Genomic DNA, 22,188 nt, shown 5'->3' on the forward strand with positions numbered 1-22,188 from the left:
GAGATATTCCCCTCTTAGCACTCAGCACTCAAAGCAATTTTTCGATTGATACTCTCAGTTTTGAACTGTTGAAAATTTAGAATTGGCCGCAATTTTCACTTCTTCTACTTTGCCCGGTTCTCCCATTTCCTTAGCTTTTTGCTGATTTACACTCATCAACACACCACCAGCATTGTCAGTTTTCACTGTTAATTGTTGGGTGGCTTTCCAAGTACGGCGACTTCCCTGGGGTAAAACTCCTTCAAATTCGGTTTTTCCATCAGCAACAACACGAATCCAAGAAGAAGATTTCAAGGTGACACCAATCTGTACGGCTTGTTTGTCTCGATTGCTGCTAACAGGTTGAATTAGTAATGAGTTATTACCTTGAATTTGTATTGGTGCTAACCTAGCTGGGTTAGGACTATTATTTGCTTGTAATGTTGCCTTATTCAATACCTGAGACAAACTGTTGACGGAGAAGATAATTAGAAAAATGTACAATATATAAAGATGTCCAGGACGTAATTGTTCAACAGGTTTAGGTTGCCAATGTTGTTGTACATTGATTAACTGAGAACCGATGGGAAAAGTGCTGGCAAATTCTATGCCATTCATCCCCAATACCTCGGCAAATTGCCTAATTAAACCCTGAATATAGATAGGTTCTGGTAACTCTTCAAGATTACCTTCTTCTATTGCTTGTAATAGTCGCCGAGGAATCCTAGTCAGTGCCACTAATTCATCTAGAGATAGACCTTTTTCTTGACGTAATGCCCCCAATTTAGCGCCCAACTGTGCTAAATGTTCGGATTGTTCTTCCTTGATTGAAGGTTTGGTTGGCTTTTCATCCTTCCTTCTTAGCCATTTCATGCTGTTTCTATACTCCTTAACTCAGCTTAATTTTTTTTATGTACACTCTTTATCTGGTCTTTTAAAAAAACAATCTCGTCTTTTGTGAGATAGCGATAGTTACCTGGTTGTAACAATGGTGCTTTTGGGGTTTGTAATTGAATTGAACCGATAGCTGTTCGATGAAGTTCGACTACTGGATATCCCAACTTTTCGGCTATACGACGAATTTGACGATTTCTTCCCTCCTGTAAGATGATTTCTAAACGGCTTGTATCTGCAAATCTTTTGATTACAGACACTTTTGCTGGTCGTGTTTTTCTTGCTTCTAAAATTACTCCCTGCTGCCACATTTTTATGATTGCTCCTGGGGGGTGTCCTTTAACCAAAACATGATATGTCTTGGCAATACTATGACTGGGATGAGTGAGTCCAAATGTTAAGTCTCCATCATTGGTCAAGATTAAAGCCCCTGTGGAGTCTACATCTAACCTCCCGACTGGGTGAATGCCTGAACCAGTTTGTAATTCTGGTGGTAGTAGGCTGATAACTGTTGGTCTGCCTTGAGGATCGTAACAAGTGGAAACAACGCCAAGGGGTTTGTATAGTAATAGATAAATTAAAGCTGGACGTTGTTTTTCAGACACGGTTTTACCATCTATGGAGATGATGTCTCTTTGAGGATCGACTTTTTGACCTAAATGTGCCAATATTCCATTTATCCGCACCCGTGATTGCTGAATCATTTCTTCGGCTTCACGACGTGAGGCTATTCCCCATTGAGCGATAATTTTCTGTAACCGTGCCTCCATTTGTAAATAGTGCTTTTGCTTAATATTTAAACCATATTTTTCGGGTTCTGTAGTTAATAGCCATAAGTGTTAAATTTAAGGCTTGTTTAAGATTTCTCCATTTTTTAGTAAATATCCCTGTTAGAGACGTTAAATGACAGAGCCAAATTCTTCAGATACTAGCAAAAGTAAATCAAGAATAATTACCCAAGTCTTGACAAAGGCGATCAAGCTTTGGTTGAGAACTCAATTAAGTCAAGTATCTCAGATTGCAGTACAGATTGGAGCAAGCGATCGCGAAATTCTTTCTGGGTGTGTTCCTTCGGTATCTATTTTTGCTAGTGGTGCTGTTTATCAAGGTCTTCATATTACGCAAATTGCATTAGACGCACAGAACATTCAGATCAATATCGGCTCAGTCGTTAGAGGCAAGCCATTACAGCTATTAGATACAGTACCAGTGGTTGCTGAATTAATAGTGGAGGAACAGGATCTTAATAATTCCCTTTCCTCTGAGTTATTATCAACTGCTTTAAATGATCTACTGGTTAAATTATTACCAGAATACTGTCCAAAATCCAAGCCCATTTTCTGGGAAAAAATTAGTCTTGATGATCAAAGATTGATATTGCGTGGTAGTCTGCTATCTGCAATTGAATCCTCATTTTTGGAGATTTTTGCCGGGTTACAGCTTTTTAACGCTCAAGAATTGCAATTAACACAGGTGCAAATTCTACAAAATCAAGTAGCACTCTTAGATATGTGTGACGAGTACAATTTATATCTGGGTTCAGATGTCAAGATCCAAGCACTAACAGTGATCCCCGGTAAATTAGTCTGTCGTGGTCAGATTAACGTTAATCCATAATTATTAGAAACTTGGATTAAAGAGTTAGAGGTCTTTAATTTTAATTATATCTCTCTCTTGTCGAGTAGGGAGGCAGGGGGTAGGAGGCAGGGGGGCAGGGGGCAGGGGGCAGGGGAGGCAGGGGAGGCAGGGGAGGAATAAATCTTTTATTATCAATCACGATCACGGATTTAATGGATTACACGGATTTGAAGATTATCCAATCACCAATCACCAATCACCAACTAGCACTGAGCGAAGTCGATAGCGTAGCGTGGCGTAGCGTGGCGTAAGCCATAGTGTCACCAATCACCTATAACAGAGGCAACAAAAGTGTCATATAGTAGTAAACCAAAGGAGCGGTGAAAATATAACTGTCAGTGCGGTCTAAAATGCCTCCGTGACCGGGGATCAATTGTCCTGAATCTTTGACACCAGCATCTCGTTTGAGCATGGACTCAGTAAGGTCGCCTAAAATACTAGCAATGCCGATAAGTAAACCTAATGCTAACCCTGTGAAGAGGGGATGAGGTAAGGGTCGATAATAAGCTCCTAGTATAGCTACTGTAACGCTGGCAATGATGCCAAAAACTGCACCTTCTACGGTTTTTTTGGGGCTGATGTCTGATAAACGGGTTTTACCAAAGAATTTGCCAATAACGTAAGCGCCGATGTCAGCAGCCCAAATACAGAGGAAAGTTAAGATTGTGGCTGTTAAACCCGGTGGTAAGGAGGCAAAATTGCCTTGTTCTAGAAGGTGATGCCAGTTTGTCGGCCAGTAACCACCAAAAGGGAGATTACTAAGAGTTAAATTATTAAGATTGCGTAAGCGCACCCAATAACTGGGCAAATAGCCTACATAAAATAGTCCCATGATCGAAGCGGAAATATCGGCAATGGTGGCCATTTTGGGTTGAAATAGGAGATAAAAACAAATTAAAGTGCCGGCTAGGGGCATAACAGCATCAGCTAAACTACCGTCAATGGTGCAAATTGCTAATAAAACTTGACTGACGAACATGGTAGTTTTGGCAGCAGGAGCTATGCCTCTGGCTCGTACCAGATTAAAATATTCTTGTTGACCTAAGAAGACAACGATCGCGATCGCACTGGTAAAGTACCAACCCCCTAAAAGTGTTGATAATAACGCAAGAGCGATCGCAATAATTCCGCTAATAATTCGAGACCAAGGCATAATAGTATTTTGGATTTTAGATCTTAGATTTTGGATTGAACCCAAAACCGAAAACCGAATAGATTTAATCTAGTTTCTCACCACTGACAATGAAAATGGGATCAGCCGCAACAAAGGTTTGAGAGAAACCCCTTGTTTCTAAGCGATTAACTGCTGATTGCACAACTTCGATATTTCTGGCCCTTAATTGGGAAAAGCTTTGAGATATCGCATACAGACTTTCTAAATTAGCTGCTGTAGCCACTACGCGACCTGTGGGTGGTAGATATTGCCAAGCCGCTTGTAATATCTCTTGGATGGGTCTTCCTCCTTCAATACAAAGGCGCTGAGGGGCTAGTTTGATCTCTTGTAAACACTCTGGGGCGTTTCCCTCGATGACTTGCACATTTTTGACTTCAAAGCGATCGCAATTACGTTTAATCAAATTAGCTACTTCTTCATCTCGTTCTATCGCAATCACCTTGGTACTAGGACATAGTAACCCCACTTCTACAGGAATTGTACCTGTACCAGCGCCAATATCCCACAATACGGAATCGCGTGTTAGTCGCAATTGGGCTATTAATAGTAACCGTAATTCTCTTTGAGTTAGGGGAATCCCTGGTAAATTCTCGAATAGTTCATCGGGGATACCAGGAGTAACATAAGGCCAGAGTTGGGAAGACATAAAAATTTAATCAGAGATCATTCATTAAGGATAGAACTTGCCTATTAAAAAAAGTAAAATGGGCAATGCCCACTATATTCTGGGTTTTGTCAGACATTGCCCCACCTAAGTATATTTTAAAAAATCTGTTGTAGTAAAAATGGTGATGTTCAACTTTATTTATGCCATTGATGTCAATCAACTCTAAATCTAGCTAATAATTCATCACGGGAAAGATTAGACAAATTGAGTAATAACTGGGTTCTTTCTGTCAGAGAAAGTTCAATAATTGGAGTAACAATAGCAGATAACTCCTCATCTAAAGTCCCAAAACGTCCTGTTAGTAAACTCACTATAATTAAACGTTGTCCGTCTAAACTCCTTCTTGTCGCCATTCTTCCCACAATTTTAACAAACAACTTCTAAATTCTACTTGATTGGGAGCATAGCGAAATGGTTCAAACGTAGATTAACTCAAGTTGCTAGTTATTAATTTTTCGGATATTTTGTAGTCTGTAGGGTGTGTCAGACGGAATAATTTAGGCTGAAATGACCAATTTTAAGTTTCTGACGCACCTTGTTTCACTAAAAAAGCAACTTATACTAAAAACGGTTGGGACATGGACTTTTACAAAATTACGACAAACCCAGATTTGTAGGGGTTTAGCACTCATACGTGTCAACTTAAGCCCCGGCGACTGGAAGTCGCGGCTACACAAACAAAGTCCGCCTGCGCGGACTCAGAAAAAATCGAGGATCTGAAACCCACGGAGGTGGGTTTTGCCTGTGTAGATGCGGTTTTTAACCGCCGATTTAATCTTAAGTTGACACCAATGAGCACTGCTAAACCCCTACCCACAGAATCAAATAATTAAGCCGTGTTTAGTATACGTTATTAGTGCGGTGCGTCACATAGAGAACATCTGTTAGATGCTCAATCATCGGGTCTGACGCACCCTACAAGAGATAAATTCTGTCAATGCGTATGTATTAGGTTGATTAAAAAATAGCTCTAAATTTTCGATTCAGAAAAATTCCCCAACAGGAACAAGCCTTGGAGGTTGAGTGCGAAAAAATAAAAAATACCGATAACCAGACGAACTGAGAAACATCACCAAAATAACCGAAAGTAGAGACGAGAATTACTCCGTCTCTACCAGGAGTTACAGCAATGTATTGACGACTGAAGAAGGAGCAATCCCATTTTGGGAATCATTAGTCGTGGTTGAGTTTTGCGGCTGTATTTCTTCCTTGACACCACGCACCCTAATTAACTCAATAGCTCGATTAACGCTTTCTGGTAAAATTACCACCAGACTACCATCGGGAGCCATGTCTAAAGCCTTGTTAATGGCTGTGGTTTCATCCAGAATTGATTCAAAACGGGCATTGGGTTTAACCTGGGTAATGCCTTGAATAATCAAATCTGAAGCTGATCCCCGTGGTCTTCCTCTAGTATCATCATCTTCTTTGACAATGATGTAGTCGAAAATATCTGCTGATAATTTACCCAGAGTCACAAAATCTTCGTCACGGCGATCGCCTGGTCCACCAACTACACCAAAACACTGTCCCGTTGTCCAGTTACGGACAAATGCTCCCAAAGCTTCATAACTGGCGGGATTATGGGCATAGTCTACTAGGGCATGGTATTTACCCAAATTAAACAAATTCATTCGTCCCGGCGTTTGACTAACTGAAGCGCGAAAAGTCTTTAAGCCTGCGCGAATTTGCTCGATAGTCACATTCTGCACGAAGGCTGCCAAACTTGCTGCTAAAGCGTTGGCAATCATAAACGGTGCGCGTCCACCCATGGTTAAGGGGATGGTTTCGGCTCGTTCTATTCGGTGTGTCCAATCACCTTTAACAATTGACAAATAGCCATTTTCGTAGACTGCGGCCACTCCTCCTTTTTGAATATGTTGCCTTACCAGTTCTGAGTCTGGGTTCATGGTGAAATAGGCAATATTGGCTTTTGTTTTTTCTGCCATGGCCGAGACACGGCGATCGTCGGCGTTAAGTACAGCATACCCATCAGGAAATACTGCTTCAGCAACGACACTTTTGAGGTTAGCTAATTGCTCAATGGTATCTATATCACCGATGCCCAGATGATCAGCCGCTACGTTTAACACCACACCGACATTAGCAGCTTCAAACCCTAGCCCAGAGCGGAGAATGCCCCCACGGGCAGTTTCTAATACGGCAACTTCTACGGTGGGATCTTGGAGAATCACATGGGCGCTTTGGGGTCCTGTGTTGTCTCCTGATTCGACTAAGTAATCACCAATATATGTTCCGTCTGTGGTCGTATAACCTATCACCTTACCTGTTTGCTTATAAATATGGGCTAATAGGCGGGTAGTGGTGGTTTTGCCATTGGTTCCTGTGACGCTGAGGATGGGGATACGGCTAGATTGCCCGTTGGGGAAAAGCATATCCATCACAGCCCCGGCAACGTTGCGAGGAGTGCCAATGCTGGGGGCGACGTGCATTCGGAAACCAGGGGCGGCGTTAACTTCGACGATCACCGCATCTACTTCTCGCAGGGGGCGGCTAATATCTGTAGTGACGATATCTAGACCAGCAATATCTAGGCCGATAATTCTGACTACTCGCTGTGCTAACCAAACGTTTTCCGGGTGGATTTCGTCGGTTCGGTCTACAGCACTGCCACCTGTACTGAGGTTAGCGGTCGATCGCAAATAACAAATTTTCCCTTTGGGGGGAACACTGTTGAGGGTGTAGCCTTGCCTATCTAGTAGTTGGTAGCTGGTGCGGTCTAGTTCAATTTTGGTCAGGACGTTATCGTGTCCTTCTCCGCGATTGGGGTCAAGGTTTGTTTCTTCAATCAATTCCGCAACGCTGGATCTGCCATTGCCAATGACGTGGGCAGGGACGCGCTCGGCTACGGCTACTACCTTGCCATTAACGACTAATACCCGATGGTCACGGCCGACATAATACCGTTCCACAATAATTGACCGTGAAACCTGTCTAGCGGCTTCGTAGGCAGCGATCGCTTCATCCCAAGTGCGGATGTCAATGGTGATACCCCGGCCATGATTACCGTCTAGAGGTTTGATCACGATGGGATAGCCACCAACGTGTTCCAGTGCTTCTTCCAAGTCATCGAGGAAGTTGATCACTGTCCCTCTGGGTACAGGCACACCGTTAGCGGCGAGGATGCGTTTGGTGGCTTCTTTATCGCAAGCTAGTTCCACACCCAAAATGCTGGTTTGGTCGGTCATTGTGGCCTGCATCCGTTTTTGATGGATGCCGTAGCCTATCTGGATCAAGAAGCGTGCTGCCAAAGGCATCCAGGGAATGCCTCTTTTTTCGGCTTCTTTGACAATTGCTTCTGTAGAAGGGCCTAAAGATGCTTCACGGGCGAAGTCTTTCAGGTCTTGGATATCTTGCTCTAGTTCTGCCTTGGGGTAACGACCCCGATCAACAATACTTTGGCACAGCCTGACTGCTGCACGTCCCGCATAGCGTCCTGCTTCCTCATTTAGGTACTCAATTACTACCTGAAAAATTCCAGGTGTGGCAGTTTCGCGAGTGCGGCCAAAACCTACGTGCATTCCAGCTAATTCCTGGAGTTCTAAGGCTACGTGTTCGACGATGTGGCCCATCATTGTTCCTTCTCGTACTCGCATCAAAAAACCACCACGACAGCCGGGGGAGCAATAGTGACCCTCCAGACTTGGCAGCGCCTCTACTAATCCTTCGTAAAAGCCAAGGATTTCATTCGAGGGCATCTCGGCGAGGTTTTCTAGATCGAGGCGCATAACGATCAGCTTGTGACGTCGAATGCTCCAGTAGTTTGGGCCGCGTAAGGTCTGGATCTTGAGGATTCTCATGGGAATAGGTAGATGGAGATTCGGAACCAAAACTCTAGTTTCTTACTGAAATTGACTGCTAAACTGTTTGTAATGAACAGTTTTTTCGTTTTAAATGGTATTCATCTAAGTTCTTTTGCAGTCAGAATTAACGGTGCAATCAATTTCAGTGTAACTTGAGATACTCTATCTTTTCAGCTGGAGATCCGATGCACCGCCGGTAAAACAGTACGTTGGTAAAGGTGGAAGCGATCGCCATAGCTGAGGATATGTAAACGTAAATTGTGCAAGGTTAGGGGTTCGTTGGCACTGACATGGGGTTCATTGGTGTGGGTGAGTTCTGTGGGATCAACAATTGTCACGCTACCTTTACCCATTACTTGTAGCCAGCCATCACGTTCAAATACGGCACAAGTATCTTCATCAATGCCAATGCCTAGTCGGTCGGGGTGGGCAGCGATCGCGCTAACCAGTCGTCCTATGCGATTACGGTTATGAAAGTGCTGGTCAACAATCACTTCAGGAATGAATCCCAGCCCCGTCGCCATATCCACAAGGGAACGATTAGGTGTTTCGCCACTGCCACCCCCGGCAATCATGTGATGCCCCATTACTGCTGCCCCGGCACTTGTCCCTGCTAGGGTTAATTGTCCAGCCCTCACCCGTTGTCGGATAATTTCCATTGCTGGTGTGTCTGACAATACTCCACACAGGCGTAACTGATCTCCTCCTGTCAAAAAGACCCCGCTACAGGCTTGCAAGGAGGCTTGAAACTGGGGATTTTCGCATTGTTCCCGCTCACGAATGTCTAAAATTTCCACCTTTTCAGCACCCATTTCTTCAAAAATGCGAATGTACCTACCACCGATGATGGCTGGTTCGCGGGATGCTGATGGAATAATTGTAATATACGCCTTGTTAGCACCAGCGCGACTAACAAAAGTTCGTAGGATTTCCCGTCCGTGAACTTTGTCTTCCGCGCCTCCGATAACTAGAACGGCGGTTTTTGTTGCTTGGGGTGTCCTCATTTCCAGCGATTTAGCTTTTAATTGCGGCATTGTGTTTCTGGTCGTCGAACAACTTCAGGTGAATTTAACAAGGTTTAGTAGCCCTATTCGTTTTCGCCTTTTGCTTTTGGTGAGAGGACACTGCTTGAAGCACTCCAGTCCTCAGTTTTTAAGTATCCGTTACTGTTCCTCATCGCCAGAGCCTAGTTTTTTAACTATTTATTTGGCTCTAGTAGGGCAAAATAGCACTTAGGAGCTAAGTTTACACTCTAGGTTTGGGCTTTAGGTTTCCCCTCTGGAGTTGGGGGTGAGCAGGTCTTGACACTCTTAATTTCTGAGGCTGGCTCGATGCATCCTGGAAGTTGTTAACTTTGGTGGGATTATTAATTTAAATCTAGTTGTGACAATATTTAAACATAAATTAAGTAATTAGAAAAACTTTTGACCCCACCAAAGAACCAAAAATTCTGGTACTTTTAGATACTGTTGATCATTTTTATCTGTGGTCTTGCCTCTCATTGACTGGTAGTGGTTACTAGATATTCAATCTTAGATTAGTGTCCTCAAATACGAATTACTGTGCGTTTTGATATAGTTACGCTTTTTCCTGACTGTTTTACCTCGATTTTAAGTTCTGGCCTTTTGGGTAAAGCCTTGTCCAGACAGATTGCCCTAGTCAATCTTGTTAACCCTAGAGATTTTACCACCGATAAGCACCGGAAGGTAGATGATGAACCCTACGGAGGCGGTGTGGGGATGTTGATGAAACCAGATCCGATTTTTGCGGCTGTGGAGTCTTTGCCGATTTTACCGCGAAAGGAGGTAATTTTGATGAGTCCCCAAGGTCAAACGATCAATCAACCCCTGTTGCGCGAATTGGCTAGTAATTACGATCAGTTGGTGGTGATTTGTGGGCATTATGAAGGTGTGGATGAAAGGGTTTTAAATTTAGTCACCCGTGAGGTTTCTTTGGGAGATTTTATTCTGACTGGGGGAGAAATTCCCGCTATGGCTTTGATTAATGGGGTGGTGCGCTTGCTACCGGGTACGGTGGGGAAGGAGGAGTCTCTGAAGGTGGAAAGTTTTGAGGAGGGGTTGTTGGATTTTCCCCAGTACACCCGTCCGGCTAATTTTCGGGGTTGGAAGGTGCCAGATGTCTTGCTAAGTGGTAATCACGCGGAAATTGCCCGTTGGCGTTACCAGCAACAAATTCAAAGGACTGCTTCCCGTCGTCCCGATTTGCTGGAAAAATGGGAAGAAGATAAAAAATCTAGGGAATTAGAAGATTAAGAAATTAGGAGTTACTCATTCCGATCTGGGATGCTCCCAGAATCACACCGTTAAAGCTGGAATTGATAATATCAACCCGTAGGACTTTTATTACCCACCTTCATCCGAGTGGTGTTGACGTGGCCACTATTCGAGCTATCACCGGACATCCATCAAAAGAATGATATCACTTTTATGATTGGTTGGAGATTCAGTTTAGTAGTAAAATAACAATGTTAAGTTTTATGTTTTGATGGCAGAGATACAAAAGGACACAACACTAACCGAATATTTTCCGTATCTCTGACCATAACTTTGAATTAGAACACAGTTAAAGAGAGGATTTGGCAAAATGGCATTTACACAACCCCCCTTACCCTTCGATTCTAACGCTCTAGAGTCTTATGGCATGAAGGCCGAAACTTTCGAGTATCATTACGGTAAGCATCATAAAGCTTATGTAGACAACCTTAATAAACTCACCGACGGCACAGAATTAGCGAATAAATCTTTGGAAGAAGTAATCCAAATTGCTTTCAAAGACTCCGCTAAAGTGGGAATTTTTAACAATGCTGCTCAAGTTTGGAATCACAGTTTCTTTTGGAACTGCTTAAAACCAGCCGGTGGTGGCACACCCACAGGTGAATTAGCAGCTAAGATTGACAAAGATTTTGGTAGCTTTGACAAATTCAAAGAAGAGTTTTCCACTGCTGCGGCCACGCAGTTTGGTAGCGGTTGGGCGTGGTTAGTTGATGATGGTGGTACACTGAAGGTAATGAAAACACCAAACGCAGAAAACCCCCTAGCGCATGGTAAAAAGGCACTCCTCACCCTTGATGTTTGGGAACACGCCTATTACATTGACTTCAAAAATGCTCGTCCTGCTTTCATCAAAAATTTCTTTGACCAATTGGTTAATTGGGATTTCGTTGCTGAAAATCTAGCTCAAGCTTGATGAAATAGTTTTAAATCATGGTCTTAGTAATTTGCTAAGAATCATCTATTTTTCAATAATGATTAGCAGTCATGACTAATATTATGGCTGCTTTTATTAATTGTCTGATATGGCTAACACCTCCCGTAAGGGATACAGGATTTCCAAGATTTGAGGATTTCCAGGATTGTAATTGTCTGAATTCTGTAATAAATTGTTCTAAATTTGGTCGTTTTTTTTCTAAGGGACTTCCAAATAAAAAAACAGACGAAAATTTCTTGGTAGTCCCTAAAATTAATTACTTGCGAGTCCAAACCTTTCTTGAAGAAAATAAGCACTTAACATTTTCATCAAAGTTACGTCGATTGAACTGCCTTTGCTTTCATCCATTTTTGGTAATTGATCAAGCAAATTAATTACTGCTGCATGATTATAGAAAGGTAGAGTAGACATTTTTTCGCTGCGTAGGGTATCTTGAACAAGTTCTTGTAATGGTTCATTTGGCTTTAAAGTCGAAGGTGGAGCTAAAAATGGATGCTTTTGGCGATTATAGATTGTCTCAGTAATAAACGGCTTTGCAGCTTCTTTTAAGATATATTTTTCTGTGATACCACGAATTTTAAGTGCAACGGGCATATTCCGAACTAATTCCACAACTTTGTGATCTAAAAAAGGTAGCCGTCCTTCAATAGAATGTGCCATCTCCACACCGTCACCTAACATTCGCAAAAGATAATTAGGTAAAATAGTTTTAGACCACAAATAAAGAGATTGGTGAACAGGTTCTCTGTTAACAAGTTGTCCTTGTATATCTATTTGATTAAAAAAGAGTCGATATACATCTTTTTCGGAAAAATTAGCCATGAACTCTGGTGAATACAGAGGAAAAGACCTGCGATAGCCCTCACTATAAGCCTCCATCCAAGATGGAACAAATCCTAACAACCTTTGAATAGTATTTAAAGCTGGATTATAGTTATCTGCTGCTAATAGTATTCCTGCTGAAACTTGATTTTTTAATTTCAATTCTTCCAAGAGAGATTTTATTATCTGCTCATCTTGTCTTTGTTGATTATAGAGCAACATATCTTGGCGGAAATGAACATAACCTCCAAATATTTCGTCTGACCCTTCCCCTGTAAGTACAACTTTATAGCCGGCATTTTGTGCTGCTCGACTCAACAGATATTTAGCAGTTGTATTACCGTTAATGCAGAGCATTTCACAATGCCAAATTGAATCCGCAAAATTTTCAGCTAAATCTGATTGGCGAATAGGAATAATATGTAAATTAGCACCTATTTTTGCTATTGTTTCATGGACAAAACTTTCTTCGTTATAAGCCTCATGATCAAAAGATAGAGTAAATGCCTGAATAGGTTCATCACTATGTTCTGCTGCTATTCCTAACACTGTCGATGAATCTAGACCACCACTGAGATAGCAACCAACTGGCACATCTGCCCTCAATCTGATTTTGACTGCTTCATCTAATGTATTGCGAAGTTGTTCAATATAATCTTCTGGGGTTGTTTGTGATAGGGAGTCATTGATTAGTGGATAATTAAAATCCCAATAACGTTGCAGTTTTACCCCTGAATCTGATCCAATTAAAAAATGTCCGGGGGGTACTTGAAAAATATTCCGAAACATTGTGCGATCTGGAGCTAAAATACCAGATTCGGCTTGCCAAAAAGCCTCATGATCCCAATAAGCTGGAACACCAGCAGCTAATAAAGCTTTAATCTCTGAGGCTAGATAAAGTGTATTTCTATAATAACTATAGTAAAGGGGTTTGATGCCAAAGCGATCGCGTGCGGCAAAAAGTAATTTATTTCGTTCATCCCAAATAATAAAAGCAAATTCTCCTCTCAAATAATTTAAGCATTGTGTTCCAAATTCATCGTATAAATGTAGGGCTATTTCACTATCAGAGTTGGTTTTTAGCTTATATCCCCTGCGTTTTAAATCTATTTGTATCCGTTCATAGTCATAAAATTCTCCATTGACAATTATATGTAGAGTTTCGTCCTGATTACTAATGGGTTGTTCACCATGATTAAGGTCGATGATACTAAGTCTTGTGTGTCCTAAAGCCACTTTGTTTCCATCAGAAATCCAAAATCCTTGTCCATCTGGACCACGATGGTTTAAAGAATTGATACTTTGTTTTAACAATGATTCGGAAATTGGCTCTAGGTTTGAAAACAATGCTACTATGCCACACATAAAATACCTCTCTTATTTTGGTAAAATTTTCATAAGTATAACCTAGTCTGAAGTAAGATCAAGACTGGTTAAGTTGTGGCAAATTTAAGTTGTATAGTTTAGAGGCAAAGACCCTTTTATCCATAATTTGGGTTAAAAAACTACTTGGGTCTGTTTGGTAAATTGCGCTATTTCCGGTAGAATATTGGTAAATTTAATTTTTAATGTATTTACTATGACTGACAATACAGATTTTAGGATAGAACGGGATTCCATGGGCGATCGCTCTATCCCTGGTAATGTTTACTACGGTATTCAAACTCAACGCGCCATAGAAAACTTCCCTATTAGCGGCTTAAAGCCTCTTCCTACTTACGTGGATGCCTGTTTATATATTAAAAAAGCTACGGCTATTGTTAACGCTGAACTAGGCTGCATACCTGAAGATATTAGTCAAGCAATTATTCAAGCTACAAACGAAATCCTGTCCGGTAAACTGCGTGATCAATTCGTTGTCGATGTCTACCAAGCCGGTGCGGGAACTTCTCACCACATGAACATCAACGAAGTTCTAGCAAATCGCGCTTTAGAAATTCTGGGTGATGTCAAAGGCAATTACAAACTGGTTAGCCCCAATGATCATGTAAACTATGGACAATCTACCAATGATGTGATTCCCACAGCCATCCGTATTGGTGGTTTATTAGCACTTGCTCAAAAATTACACCCAGCTTTAGAACAGGCTATTTTGGATTTAGAAGCTAAAGCCGTCGAATTTCAAGATATCGTCAAATCTGGCAGAACCCACCTCCAAGACGCTGTACCTGTGCGTTTAGGTGAGAATTTCCGCGCTTGGGCTTATATCCTCACCGAACACCAAAACCGCATTTACACCGCTTCTGGAGACTTAATGGTACTCGGTTTAGGTGGTAGTGCGGCAGGAACAGGGATGAATACTCACCCCAAATATCGAGTTAGAGTGGTAGAAACCCTTTCCCAACTGCTGGAAATGCCCCTAGAACCGGCACCCCATTTAATGGCTGCCATGCAGAGTATGTCACCATTCGTCAATGTTTCCGGTGCCTTGCGGAATTTAGCCCAAGATTTGGTCAAAATATCCCACGACTTGCGTTTGATGGATTCTGGACCCAAAACAGGATTTAAAGAAATTCAACTTCCCCCAGTTCAACCTGGTTCTTCGATTATGCCAGGGAAATATAACCCGGTAATGGCAGAGATGACATCAATGGTATGTTTTCAGGTGATGGGATATGATAGTGCGATCGCTCTGGCTGCCCAAGCTGGACAATTAGAATTAAATGTGATGATGCCCCTCATTGCCTACAATTTAATTCACAGTATCGAAATTTTAGGTAATACAATCTCTGCTTTAACTACAAGCTGCATTCAAGGAATTACCGCTAATCAACAACGCTGTTTAGCCTATGCTGAAGGTAGTTTAGCATTAGTCACCGCCTTAAATCCCCACATTGGATATCTCAATGCTGCTGCTGTCGCTAAGGAATCTTTAGAAACAGGTAAATCTCTCCGTCAGATAGTTTTAGAAAAAGGTTTGATGACAGAAGCAGAATTAGCAGAAGTATTAAATTTAGACCAAATGAGTGCGATAGCTGCGCTGACCTCCGGTATCGTTCCTTTAACCTAAATAGAAGATCCTCGACTTTTGGAACAAGTTGGGGATCTGACAGGATTTATATATAATAGAACTTACGCACTGTACAGAATGCAAATAATATGTATAAACGTAGGGTGCGTCAGACAGAATAATTTAGGCTAAAATCATTAACTTTCAGATTCTGACGCACCTGACTTTATCTAAATCAGTGCGGTGCGTCAGATCCAAAAAATCTGTTGTTTGCTAAATTATCGGGTCTGACGCACCCTACAAGAGATAAAATCTATCATCCTTATATAATATATTTTGTCAATGCCTAACTGCTATATAATTAAAATAATCTTACTAGATCAGAGTCATGAAAAGTATTACTGATTTAAAAAAACTCTACGAAATTGATGATTTTCAATGGCTAGAAGAAACTATCAAATTACTTAAAAATCACCAATTTCAAGAATTAGATTTAGAAAATTTAATTGAGGAGTTAGAGGATTTGGGAAGAAGAGATAAAAATGCTGTAGCTAGTCTTTTAGAGCAGATTATCCGTCATTTATTACTACTTCAATATTGGAAAAGTGAACACGAAAATAATTTAGTTCACTGGACAGGAGAAATTTATACTTTTAGAACTCAATTAAAGCGAAGAATTACAACGAATCTTCGTAATTATTTAGAATCAGAACTAAATTTGATCTATCAAGAAGCATTAGGATTTGTGAAAATCAAAACACAAAATTCCGTTAATTTTCCTTCAGAATGCCCTTATTGCCTTGATCAATTACTTGATATCCAGTGGCTTCCATATTCAAGTTAAAGTCTGACTTGTCTAATCTTGTTATTGACTTAACTGCTTTACCTTGATTTTATCTAAATCTCGTTTATATTATTGTTATATAATAACGCAATTATTCCCCATGAATACTCAAAAACCATCTGTTAGTCTGATCCGGGCTACATCTTACGAACAAGAAGCATTACGAGAATCCTTGGAAACCCTACTAGAACCTTTGGGGGGAATGGGGGCTTTCGTGAAAAAGGGCGATCGCGTTTTACTCAAACCCAACTTACTCACAGGATCTCGTCCTACTAAAGAGTGTACCACACGCCCCGAATTAGTGGAAGTAGTCGCTCAAATGGTAATGGAAGTTGGTGGTAAACCCTTTTTAGGAGATAGTCCCGCTTTTGGTAGTGCTAAAGGTGTGGCAATAGCCAACGGTTTACTACCTATTTTAGAAAAAAATCATATCCCCATTGTCGAATTTCACGGAAGTCGCTACCAAACTCTCAACGAAAATTTTAACCACCTGCGACTTTCTAAAGAAGCAATGGAAGCAGATGTGGTAATTAATCTCCCCAAAGTTAAATCTCATATGCAACTAACTTTAACTTTAGGAGTTAAAAATCTCTTTGGTTGTGTTCCTGGTAAAATGAAAGCTTGGTGGCACATGGAAGCAGGAAAAGATGCTAACCGTTTTGGGGAAATGTTAGTAGAAACGGCTAAAGCTATAAATCCCAATTTAACGATTTTAGATGGGATTATTGGTCATGAAGGCAATGGACCCAGTGGTGGAGAACCCCGTAAATTAGGAGTTTTAGCAGCATCAACAAATGTATTTGCCTTGGATTTAGCTATGTTAGAAATCCTCAAGGTGCCACCTCATCAAGTCCCCACTGTATCCGCTTCTCAAAGACTAGGAATTTGTCCTGAATTAGCTGATATTCAATTCCCTAATTTATCCCCAGATTTATTACAAATAGAAGATTGGAAATTACCAGATCAATTAATGCCTATTGACTTTGCCATGCCCCGCGTGATTAAGTCTACATTCAAACATCTTTACATCCGATTTATTAAAGAACCCATGAGTGTCTACGGGAAAAATTAACCCATGAATCAATAATAGCCATAGGACTTACGCACAAGTGACTGAAAAACTAACCACAGAGGCACAGAGTTCACAGAGAAATGAGGTGTTTAGAGGTATTTTGCGTAAGTCCTGAAAAGATAAAACTCACCACTCATATTTGGTGGGGTTATCTAATGGTTACTAACCTACCAGTCATAAAAAAATCTAGATACATAAACTACTGTGCCAGTTTCTAAACTGGATAAGATTGTTTACTAATGAACAATTCACCAAATAAAAATGGGTACAATAGAAATACGACTCTCTTGGACAGGGCAATAAATTAATCGCGTTTAGTTTAAGCGTGTAAATTTTTTGAGGGTTAACTGTTCCCTCGCCCTGAATAAAGAAAGAAGTAAAATCTGGATATTTCCAGTTTTTATTGAGCCGTAAAACTATAAGTCATTGGACGAACCGCAACTTTGTATGAATCCAAATAGCCAGTCTGCCAATTCTCCCGATACATATTCCCAACCCTTGGCAGACATTGTGGGAACAGCGATCGCACTACTAACCCTGATCTTACCAGTATTTGTCATTTCCCACTATTCATCCCCCGATGTACAGAATAACCAGCAACCTCTTACCTATCACTTGTCTAGAGGTGAAGATTAACAAAAATTTAATCTAATTGTACCAGGAATTGTGATTCAGGCTGAGTTCTGAGTCAAAAAATTTCCAGTCTGGAAACCAAAAAACTCAATACTCTAAAAAAGCGTTGCTGATTTCGGTAACGTTTTTTTATGGAAGCTTTGGTTGAATGTTTAATTCTCTTTGCCATTGGCTTAGGGGCTTTTCCCATGCCTCTTCCCACTTTTGGGCAAATAATGGCTTTACAGTTTTACCCATTTCCAGCCCTTGCGCGATCGCCTCTAGCAATGGAGGCAATTCTTGGGGTGCAAGTAATGTACTAGACATCAAACTATTTGCTACTAGCATCGTCGCTAGGGGATAGGGAAACTGAGGCAAATGAAAGGCCTGTAAGCCAATCTCACCCATCAGGGATGTATCAAAACCCGTCAAAATATGCCAGATATCATGGGTCTGACTCAACCGCAGTTCAACATAATGGGCATCTGATTCAGCCTTCATCCCCCCATGGAGGTTGGGATTCAATCCTGTTTTTTTCATTGTTGAAGCGTAGATGTAACCCAGAGAATCCTGGGGATAGGTGAGTAATTTGTCAAGATCATGGGATGGGGGAATATAGCGATCGCTAATCAGTTTCCCACAGGCTGGATCTCGTTTCAGGTGTATTGCCGTCAGCGCGAATGCTGGAGTTTCTAGCAAAGCGTCTGTCATCTCACCCACCGAGTCTAGGCTATTATCACCCGACAACATGGAAAAAAATGACTTAAAAATAATCAGCATTTGATAATGAACTTGATGTTGTAGTTCAGCCTCAGAGGGTTGATTGGTTTTAAAAAGATCCATTAGCTGCATATCCAAACCTCCAAAAGATTTTAAGATTAACGTATTTTTCATCAGTGTCAGAATTTACCCACGAGTTACGGAATAAACTAACCACAGAGGCACAGAGTTCACAGAGAAATGAGGTTTTGAGTGGTCACTGAGCTTGCGATGCCCTGAGCTTGTCGAAGGGTATTTTGTGTAAGTCGTGAATTTAAAAGACGCAATTTCACCAAAGCAAATCATTCACCAATCTATAAACACCAACAAAGTCAATCTTCCACAGCAGTCTCATATACCGAATATGTTCGTGAGTACGTTGACTACCTGATAACAACAGCAACCTGAGTGGGGCGATCGCTAAGATCAACCAAGGAGAAAACTTATAACGCAAAAATCTCCAACCCAGATGACCCCATTTAATTAGACAGGCATAATTCATGATCTACTCCTCTCCAACTAGAAAATTAATTTCAAACGTTCGATATAAATAAATGTCATTTCCTAGATGACATATTTGCAACGATTTCCCCACCCCAGTTAAGATATGAGTATCGCTCACATTTTCAATATATGAGTATCACTCATGTTTTGTCAAGGAAAATGTGAGTATTGCTCACTTATTTTTTGAAAGTATAGACCAATCTCATGAATGAAAGCTCATCAAGTGCTGATGGAATGAGGCGTAAACCAAGCCAAGCCCGGAGTCGGCAAAGGGTTAATCGGATTTTAGATGTAGCAGAAGAGATGTTTATTACAGAGGGCTACAACAGTACGACAACAAACGCGATCGCTGCTCGTGCTAAGGTACCGATTGGGTCACTGTACCAGTTTTTTCCTGACAAAGCCGCCATTCTACAAGCCTTAGCCAAACGCTATGGGGAACTACTCCATCAACAGTTGGTGCTACTAGATAGCATGGAATTGGCAAAGCTACCCTTATCTGCTTATGTAGATCAGATGATTGATACCACAGAGCAGTTTTTTACAGATCATCCCGGCTATCATGCCATTTTCATCGAAGTTCAGGGGACAATGCCCGAACTAGAAGAAATCGAAAACGCCATAGATACTCAACTAATTCGAGATTTGGCAACGGTTTTATCTCAAAGAAATCCAGAGTTAGAAACCGCCGACTATGAAGCGATCGCTTTTGTAGCAGTCAAAGCGATCGGCACCTTACTCTGGTTATCACTCAGTCAAGAGCAAAAGTTTCGCCAACGCCTGGTGAAAGAAACGAAACAATTGACCTTAAACTATCTACAAAGCTATTTTTGATCAGATCAAACCCAGGGATAGATGGGGTACTTGTACCATCTGCCAATAAATATCTTGGGAACAGATCCACAATTGTCCTAAAATTCTACAAAAGGAAGCTTATTTCTGGGCTACCTTAATTAACTGTTATCAGAGGAGTTTTGTTGTGGATTTATCCCGTATTCCTGCCCAACCCAAGCCAGGTGTGCTTAATGTACTGATTGAAATTGCTGGTGGGAGTAAAAATAAATACGAATACGACAAGGAACTACAAGCTTTTGCCCTAGACCGGGTACTTTATTCCTCGGTAAAATATCCCTATGACTATGGCTTCATCCCCAACACCTTAGCAGATGATGGCGATCCGCTAGATGGTATGGTAATTATTGATGAGCCAACATTCCCAGGTTGCATCATTCCCGCTAGACCAATTGGTTTCTTGGAAATGATTGATGGTGGCGATCGCGATGAAAAAATAATCTGTGTTCCTGACAAAGATCCCCGCTACGCTCAAGTAAAATCATTGCAAGATGTAGCACCCCACAGATTGGAAGAAATTGCCGAATTTTTCCGTAGTTACAAAAATTTGGAAAAAAAGGTGACACAAATCCTTGGTTGGCAGGATGTAGACAAGGTTATACCCTTGGTTGAAAAGTTCATCAAAGCTGCTAAAGCATAGATGAAAAAATGGGGAACAGGAAATAGGATACAGCAGGAGCTTTGTGTATAGGTTTTAATTTAAATTCTGTACCTCATTGATCTGCAATCTGCTGTATTATCCTTTTGAACCTTTCCCCTGTAATTTTTCAACCAACCAGCACCAAAATAAAGTTATAATAAAAAATCTGATCTTAAAATTTCCCTTTAGCGACATTAGCCTTGCTAATTTTTACTTAAAAAACTATCGCTGATGGCGAAAACACTCAAAACCAAATGCAGCGTACTCTCCTTTTAGCGAAAATTCACAACTGTACTCTCACAGGAGCAAATATCAACTATGTGGGTAGTATAAGTATAGATAAGATTCTTTTGGAAAAAGCCGGAATTTTACCCTATGAACAAGTACAAGTAGTAAATAATGCTAATGGACAACGTTTTGTTACTTATGCTATCCCTGCTCCAGCCAATTCAGGGGTAATTGAGTTAAATGGTGCAGCAGCAAGGTTAGGAATTGTTGGCGATCGCTTGATCATCATGACCTATGGGCAGTTTAATATAGAGGAGCTAAAGCATTACTCGCCTACAGTTGTCATCGTGGATGAAAACAATCGGTTGTTAGAAGTGAGACACTACGATGAGCTACTCAGTACGCTCTAATTCCAAGAAAAATGCTAAATATTGAGTTGTCTGATTCACAAATTTATATTACAGAAGAACTAAATCCCACACTCGGTAATATAAATGGGGATTTTTTAGTCAGATTTTGGGGTGTGCGTGGTTTAATTCCGACTCCAAGCAGTAGCACTACCCGCTATGGCGGTAATACTGCCTGTGTAGAAATGTATGTAGCTGGACAACGGTTGATTTTTGATGGAGGTACTGGGTTACGTGTTTTAGGGAAAACCTACCAACAACAACAGCCTCTCACAGCCAATTTATTTTTTACCAATTCCCAATCTAATCGCATCCAAGGATTTCCCTTTTTTGCTCCAGCCTTTAGTCCAGAAAATAGTTTTTATATCTACGGTATATCTGCTTCTAATGGTGCATCAATCAAGCAATATTTATGCGATCAAATGCTCCAGCCTTACTTTCCTTACCCTTTGCAGAGAATGAAGTCACAGATGGAGTTTTGTAATTTAACTCCAGGTAAGATAGTAGAGTTAAATGATATCAAAATTACAACAGCATTAATTAATAAAAATCAGCGTTCAGTGGGCTATAGAATAGATTGGCAGGAATATAGTGTTGCTTACACTACAGATTTGCACGACAACCTTGATCTAGATGAGGAAAGGGAAACTTTAAAACTTATTCAAGATGTTGATTTGCTAATTGCCAATGCTACTTATAATCCCCCAACATCTTATAATCATGAATCTGCGGAATTACTCTGGAAAATTGCGGTGGATTTAGCTCATCGTGGTAGTGTCAAAAAGTTAGTCATTACTCACCACCACCCAGATGATCACGATGATTTTCTGGATAAAATTCAAGACGAAGTTAATACTGCCTTTCCTGACGCATTGGTAGCCCGTGAAGGTATGGTATTTTATTTGAATAGTTAAATTTAGCCAAAAAACAAACAGAAGCGATCGCCCAAGGTATAGCAATTCAGGAAAGAAAGCAACAAGAAAAACTAGCAGCATACCAGAAAGCTCTAGGTACAGATCCTGAGCAAATCCCGTAGGTGTTGAGGATGGGTGAAAAATAAATCATACTCCACCCATGACCCTAATTGATTCAGG

The 22,188-nt window shown here is 41.0% G+C and carries 21 protein-coding genes; 11 read left to right on the top strand and 10 right to left on the bottom strand.

Going from position 1 to position 22,188, the window contains the following annotated elements:
- Positions 1–54: 54 nt before the first annotated feature.
- Positions 55–852, bottom strand: coding sequence for a helix-turn-helix domain-containing protein (locus VB711_RS20670; protein ID WP_323288163.1), 798 nt, complete (start codon positions 850–852; stop codon positions 55–57).
- A 26-nt stretch (positions 853–878) separates the two neighbouring features.
- On the bottom strand, positions 879–1,643 hold the full coding sequence (locus tag VB711_RS20675) for a pseudouridine synthase (protein ID WP_323288164.1): 765 nt from the start codon (positions 1,641–1,643) through the stop codon (positions 879–881).
- Positions 1,644–1,776: 133 nt separating this feature from the next.
- On the opposite strand from VB711_RS20675, the gene VB711_RS20680 reads away from it, so the two are divergent.
- Positions 1,777–2,490 (top strand): DUF2993 domain-containing protein, encoded by a 714-nt coding sequence (locus VB711_RS20680; protein ID WP_323288166.1) that lies wholly within the window; start codon positions 1,777–1,779, stop codon positions 2,488–2,490.
- A 292-nt stretch (positions 2,491–2,782) separates the two neighbouring features.
- On the opposite strand, the gene VB711_RS20685 is transcribed toward VB711_RS20680, so the two are convergent.
- The 5 genes from VB711_RS20685 to VB711_RS20705 form a co-directional block, all read right to left on the bottom strand.
- Entirely contained in the window at positions 2,783–3,664 is an 882-nt protein-coding gene (locus VB711_RS20685) for a phosphatidate cytidylyltransferase (RefSeq protein ID WP_323288168.1), read from the bottom strand.
- Positions 3,665–3,728: 64 nt separating this feature from the next.
- On the bottom strand, positions 3,729–4,331 hold the full coding sequence (cbiT, locus tag VB711_RS20690; RefSeq protein WP_323288170.1) for a precorrin-6Y C5,15-methyltransferase subunit CbiT: 603 nt from the start codon (positions 4,329–4,331) through the stop codon (positions 3,729–3,731).
- A gap of 173 nt (positions 4,332–4,504) precedes the next feature.
- Positions 4,505–4,705 carry a hypothetical protein gene (locus VB711_RS20695; protein ID WP_323288171.1) on the bottom strand — a complete coding sequence of 67 codons (201 nt, stop codon included), beginning with the start codon at positions 4,703–4,705 and terminating at the stop codon, positions 4,505–4,507.
- Positions 4,706–5,473: 768 nt separating this feature from the next.
- Positions 5,474–8,173 carry a cyanophycin synthetase gene (gene cphA / locus VB711_RS20700; RefSeq protein WP_323288190.1) on the bottom strand — a complete coding sequence of 900 codons (2,700 nt, stop codon included), beginning with the start codon at positions 8,171–8,173 and terminating at the stop codon, positions 5,474–5,476.
- A gap of 173 nt (positions 8,174–8,346) precedes the next feature.
- Positions 8,347–9,210 (bottom strand): cyanophycinase, encoded by an 864-nt coding sequence (locus VB711_RS20705; RefSeq protein WP_323288172.1) that lies wholly within the window; start codon positions 9,208–9,210, stop codon positions 8,347–8,349.
- Positions 9,211–9,738: 528 nt separating this feature from the next.
- Between VB711_RS20705 and trmD the strand changes: the two genes are divergently transcribed.
- Together trmD and VB711_RS20715 are read left to right on the top strand one after the other, a co-directional pair.
- Positions 9,739–10,449, top strand: a complete 711-nt coding sequence (trmD, locus tag VB711_RS20710) for a tRNA (guanosine(37)-N1)-methyltransferase TrmD (RefSeq protein WP_323288173.1) — start codon at positions 9,739–9,741, stop codon at positions 10,447–10,449.
- A 331-nt stretch (positions 10,450–10,780) separates the two neighbouring features.
- Positions 10,781–11,383: a superoxide dismutase gene (locus tag VB711_RS20715; protein ID WP_323288174.1), complete on the top strand. Its 603-nt coding sequence runs from the start codon at positions 10,781–10,783 to the stop codon at positions 11,381–11,383.
- 273 nt (positions 11,384–11,656) lie between these two features.
- On the opposite strand, the gene asnB is transcribed toward VB711_RS20715, so the two are convergent.
- Positions 11,657–13,591, bottom strand: coding sequence for an asparagine synthase (glutamine-hydrolyzing) (gene asnB / locus VB711_RS20720; RefSeq protein ID WP_323288175.1), 1,935 nt, complete (start codon positions 13,589–13,591; stop codon positions 11,657–11,659).
- A 214-nt stretch (positions 13,592–13,805) separates the two neighbouring features.
- Here asnB and VB711_RS20725 point away from each other — a divergent pair, with 214 nt between their 5' ends.
- The 4 genes from VB711_RS20725 to VB711_RS20740 all read left to right on the top strand — a co-directional run bounded on the left by VB711_RS20725 (position 13,806) and on the right by VB711_RS20740 (position 17,728).
- Entirely contained in the window at positions 13,806–15,236 is a 1,431-nt protein-coding gene (locus VB711_RS20725; RefSeq protein WP_323288177.1) for an aspartate ammonia-lyase, read from the top strand.
- Between the two features lie 328 nt (positions 15,237–15,564).
- Positions 15,565–16,020 carry a DUF29 domain-containing protein gene (locus VB711_RS20730; RefSeq protein ID WP_323288178.1) on the top strand — a complete coding sequence of 152 codons (456 nt, stop codon included), beginning with the start codon at positions 15,565–15,567 and terminating at the stop codon, positions 16,018–16,020.
- A 100-nt stretch (positions 16,021–16,120) separates the two neighbouring features.
- Entirely contained in the window at positions 16,121–17,092 is a 972-nt protein-coding gene (locus VB711_RS20735; RefSeq protein ID WP_323288179.1) for a DUF362 domain-containing protein, read from the top strand.
- Positions 17,093–17,539: 447 nt separating this feature from the next.
- A complete protein-coding gene (locus tag VB711_RS20740) occupies positions 17,540–17,728 on the top strand; it encodes a hypothetical protein (protein WP_323288180.1) in 189 nt (62 codons plus the stop codon).
- A gap of 126 nt (positions 17,729–17,854) precedes the next feature.
- Here the strand turns inward: VB711_RS20740 and VB711_RS20745 are convergent, their stop codons facing one another.
- Together VB711_RS20745 and VB711_RS20750 are read right to left on the bottom strand one after the other, a co-directional pair.
- Positions 17,855–18,598: a Coq4 family protein gene (locus tag VB711_RS20745; protein WP_323288181.1), complete on the bottom strand. Its 744-nt coding sequence runs from the start codon at positions 18,596–18,598 to the stop codon at positions 17,855–17,857.
- A gap of 154 nt (positions 18,599–18,752) precedes the next feature.
- Positions 18,753–18,965, bottom strand: coding sequence for a hypothetical protein (locus VB711_RS20750; RefSeq protein ID WP_323288182.1), 213 nt, complete (start codon positions 18,963–18,965; stop codon positions 18,753–18,755).
- Positions 18,966–19,171: 206 nt separating this feature from the next.
- Between VB711_RS20750 and VB711_RS20755 the strand changes: the two genes are divergently transcribed.
- The 4 genes from VB711_RS20755 to VB711_RS20770 all read left to right on the top strand — a co-directional run bounded on the left by VB711_RS20755 (position 19,172) and on the right by VB711_RS20770 (position 22,008).
- A complete protein-coding gene (locus tag VB711_RS20755) occupies positions 19,172–19,801 on the top strand; it encodes a TetR/AcrR family transcriptional regulator (protein WP_323288183.1) in 630 nt (209 codons plus the stop codon).
- Positions 19,802–19,946: 145 nt separating this feature from the next.
- A complete protein-coding gene (locus tag VB711_RS20760) occupies positions 19,947–20,459 on the top strand; it encodes an inorganic diphosphatase (protein ID WP_323288184.1) in 513 nt (170 codons plus the stop codon).
- 254 nt (positions 20,460–20,713) lie between these two features.
- The gene (panD, locus tag VB711_RS20765; RefSeq protein WP_323288186.1) at positions 20,714–21,097 is read left to right on the top strand and encodes an aspartate 1-decarboxylase; all 384 of its coding nucleotides are present in this window, start codon (positions 20,714–20,716) and stop codon (positions 21,095–21,097) included.
- Between the two features lie 11 nt (positions 21,098–21,108).
- Positions 21,109–22,008, top strand: a complete 900-nt coding sequence (locus VB711_RS20770) for an MBL fold metallo-hydrolase (RefSeq protein ID WP_323288187.1) — start codon at positions 21,109–21,111, stop codon at positions 22,006–22,008.
- Positions 22,009–22,188: the final 180 nt, after the last annotated feature.

The sequence above is a fragment of the Cronbergia sp. UHCC 0137 genome (assembly GCF_034932285.1).
GTDB lineage: Bacteria > Cyanobacteriota > Cyanobacteriia > Cyanobacteriales > Nostocaceae > Cronbergia.

Bases quoted from the DNA above. Each gene is read 5' to 3' on its own strand.
- VB711_RS20670 (WP_323288163.1), bottom strand. From the start codon at position 852: ATGAAATGGCTAAGAAGGAAGGATGAAAAGCCAACCAAACCTTCAATC.
- VB711_RS20675 (WP_323288164.1), bottom strand. From the start codon at position 1,643: ATGGAGGCACGGTTACAGAAAATTATCGCTCAATGGGGAATAGCCTCA.
- VB711_RS20680 (WP_323288166.1), top strand. From the start codon at position 1,777: ATGACAGAGCCAAATTCTTCAGATACTAGCAAAAGTAAATCAAGAATA.
- VB711_RS20685 (WP_323288168.1), bottom strand. From the start codon at position 3,664: ATGCCTTGGTCTCGAATTATTAGCGGAATTATTGCGATCGCTCTTGCG.
- cbiT (WP_323288170.1), bottom strand. From the start codon at position 4,331: ATGTCTTCCCAACTCTGGCCTTATGTTACTCCTGGTATCCCCGATGAA.
- VB711_RS20695 (WP_323288171.1), bottom strand. From the start codon at position 4,705: ATGGCGACAAGAAGGAGTTTAGACGGACAACGTTTAATTATAGTGAGT.
- cphA (WP_323288190.1), bottom strand. From the start codon at position 8,173: ATGAGAATCCTCAAGATCCAGACCTTACGCGGCCCAAACTACTGGAGC.
- VB711_RS20705 (WP_323288172.1), bottom strand. From the start codon at position 9,210: ATGCCGCAATTAAAAGCTAAATCGCTGGAAATGAGGACACCCCAAGCA.
- VB711_RS20715 (WP_323288174.1), top strand. From the start codon at position 10,781: ATGGCATTTACACAACCCCCCTTACCCTTCGATTCTAACGCTCTAGAG.
- asnB (WP_323288175.1), bottom strand. From the start codon at position 13,591: ATGTGTGGCATAGTAGCATTGTTTTCAAACCTAGAGCCAATTTCCGAA.
- VB711_RS20725 (WP_323288177.1), top strand. From the start codon at position 13,806: ATGACTGACAATACAGATTTTAGGATAGAACGGGATTCCATGGGCGAT.
- VB711_RS20730 (WP_323288178.1), top strand. From the start codon at position 15,565: ATGAAAAGTATTACTGATTTAAAAAAACTCTACGAAATTGATGATTTT.
- VB711_RS20735 (WP_323288179.1), top strand. From the start codon at position 16,121: ATGAATACTCAAAAACCATCTGTTAGTCTGATCCGGGCTACATCTTAC.
- VB711_RS20740 (WP_323288180.1), top strand. From the start codon at position 17,540: ATGAATCCAAATAGCCAGTCTGCCAATTCTCCCGATACATATTCCCAA.
- VB711_RS20745 (WP_323288181.1), bottom strand. From the start codon at position 18,598: ATGAAAAATACGTTAATCTTAAAATCTTTTGGAGGTTTGGATATGCAG.
- VB711_RS20750 (WP_323288182.1), bottom strand. From the start codon at position 18,965: ATGAATTATGCCTGTCTAATTAAATGGGGTCATCTGGGTTGGAGATTT.
- VB711_RS20755 (WP_323288183.1), top strand. From the start codon at position 19,172: ATGAATGAAAGCTCATCAAGTGCTGATGGAATGAGGCGTAAACCAAGC.
- panD (WP_323288186.1), top strand. From the start codon at position 20,714: ATGCAGCGTACTCTCCTTTTAGCGAAAATTCACAACTGTACTCTCACA.
- VB711_RS20770 (WP_323288187.1), top strand. From the start codon at position 21,109: ATGCTAAATATTGAGTTGTCTGATTCACAAATTTATATTACAGAAGAA.